Consider the following 2,596-nt stretch of genomic DNA (forward strand, 5'->3'; position numbering starts at 1 on the left):
GCTGCGATCAGCTCTTAAACCACGGATCTCTGCCTGTTGCTGACCAAATTTATGCAGCTGATTTATAAAGTCCTGCCGTTCAGCAGGGTTGGCATAAAAGCGCGTCATCCCGTGGCCACCCACATCCTGACGCAACTCACTTATTTGCTGATACCCAAGAATTTGTAACAATGCCAGATTAGCATCCAGCAACTGACCTTCAGCATTGCCGATAAACAAGCCCTCTGCAGTCTGATGAAATAAGGTTTTGTATTTTGTCAGCTCCTGCAGTGACTCGCCCTCAGCGGTCAGCCCGGCATGAATATGATCCAGACTGAAGTGAATAACCGTCATGCAAAGCAGGATCAGTAATAAGGTTAAATAATGCCATTCCAGTAGTTGCTTAAAGTACCCCAGTTGCGCCATTGTCAGAATGGCGGCACTGAGTAGTAAAAAAAAGCAGGCAAGCGCCAGTGAGCGGGCACTTTTTTGTCCGGCCACTGCATAATGCAGTGTTAACAGGATGTTGCTTATTATGATCATAATAATACTGCCAAGCAATAACCAGAACCGCCCTTCGCCACCGATTAGCAGCGGGCTGAATAATAAGCATAATGCCAGCAGATTATTAAACATGTGAACCTTGTGCCATAAGAATGACAACGGCTGTTCCAGCCGGGCCCGGATAAACAGGTTTAAACACAGCAGTGACAAGCCTGAAAAAATGTAAAGTATGGCCAGATTAACTGCCGGATTATCCGGCCATAATAACGGGAACGCCAGACCACTTAGGATCGCCAGCACCATGGCAAAACAGCAGAAAAATAAGCCCTGATACAATCGCTGCATCTGGCGACGCTGATTAAACATAATAAAACTATGCAGCGCCAGCAGCAGCAGAATACCGGTCAGTACGCCGTCAAAAATGGCATTAACCTGTTGAACACTGATTAGCGCTGTCGGCTGCCATAAGGTGATGTCACTTGGAATAATGGCAGCATCTTCGACCCGCAGATACAGATCGAACTCCTGCTCCGCTGCGAAGTGAAGCTCAGTGATGTATCCGCGATATGGCAGGGCGCGCTCTGAAAAAGGGTAATCATTACCGGTGCGGTTTAACAGTTCAATGTCTTTACTGGCCAGGTCAACCTGGTACACCTCAAGCTTATCCACCATCGGAAAATTGTATTCCAGTAACCAGGTAACGGCTTGTTTACTGCTATTGCGCAGCCGGGCTTTAAACCAGACCGGTTTATGATCGCTTATCAGGATCCGCTTATCGCCCTGTACCGGCAAAAAGCTATGGGTATACGCCGGGTCTGCCAGAATATCTTCCAGTGCCAGATTAGCGGCAGTTTTAAGATAATACAGGTGGTACAGCCCTGTTTTATCGCTGGTATCGCTGCTCAGGTGGTTAGTCTCGGTTTGAGATGCAATCAGGGGCCAGCTGCATAGCCAGAGCAGTAAGATAGACAACCAGGGTTTTACTGGTACCAATTAGGCTCTCCGTTGGCAGGCAATCAATGCGGAAACAACCGGAACTTTAGCACAATAAGCTCTGTTGCGGCACAGAAATATCTGCAGCTTAAGCTAATTAATTACGTTTTAGCCATACAAAAGTAACATTAACCATGACTGGCCAGATAATCACTTATCTCAGTAATAAATTCATTGCCGTAGCGGCTCAGTTTGGTATTACCCACACCGGACACTGCCAGCATACTGCTGTTGTCTGTTGGCAGGCGCTGACACATATCTATCAGGGTCGCGTCGCTGAACACGACAAATGGCGGCACATCGTCCCGTTCTGCCAGCTGCTTTCGCAAACTGCGCAAGCGGCCAAACAGCACCCGATCATATTTCTGATTGCCCAGCTTTGCGGCGACTTTCTGGTTACTTTGTAAACGCGGCACGGCCAGTTGCAGGTGGGTTTCGCCGCGCAACAGAGGTCTGGCGGCCGGCAGCAGCTGTAATACCGAATTGCGGGTAATATCCTGTTGCAGATAGCCAAAATGTACCAGCTGCCGTAATACGCTCAGCCAGTAGTCCTGACTGTGCTCTTTACCCAGGCCCCAGGTGCTGAGGGTATCATGGTTCAGCTCGCGGATTTTCTGATTCTGACTGCCGCGTAAGACGTCAATGACATGCGCCATACCGTAACTTTGTTCTACCCGGTACACGCAGGACAAGGCCTTGCGTGCCAGTTCAGTGGCATCAAACTGCTGCGGTGGATTCAGGCAGATATCACAGTTTCCACAACGTTGTTGGCGGGCTTCACCAAAATAATTAAGTAATACCAGCCGGCGGCAGGTCTGAGCTTCCGCAAAAGCAGCCATTGCCTGAAAGCGTTGCCAGGCCACTTCAGCCCGGGCCGGGTTTTCCTCTGCTTCCAGCCAGCGCTTCATCCGGGTAATGTCTGCCGGATCAAATAACATCAGTGCTTCGGCTGGCACACCATCGCGGCCGGCGCGGCCGGTTTCCTGATAGTAGGCCTCGATGGTGCGCGGCAGCTCAAAATGAATAACAAAACGAATGTTGGATTTGTTAACCCCCATGCCAAAAGCGACCGTTGCCACAATGATCTGGATATCATCCCGTTTAAAATCATCCTGCACCC

At 49.6% G+C, this 2,596-nt stretch carries 2 protein-coding genes; both read right to left on the bottom strand.

The features are described 5' to 3' along the window. A partial coding sequence (locus tag R3177_RS14435; protein WP_318971707.1) for a 7TM-DISM domain-containing protein occupies positions 1-1,476 on the bottom strand: 1,476 nt, incomplete at its 3' end. A gap of 128 nt (positions 1,477-1,604) precedes the next feature. Further along, the coding region (locus tag R3177_RS14440) for an RQC domain-containing protein (RefSeq protein ID WP_318971708.1) at positions 1,605-2,596 on the bottom strand (992 nt) is incomplete at its 5' end.

It is taken from the genome of Arsukibacterium sp. (assembly GCF_033722355.1).
GTDB lineage: Bacteria > Pseudomonadota > Gammaproteobacteria > Enterobacterales > Alteromonadaceae > Alishewanella.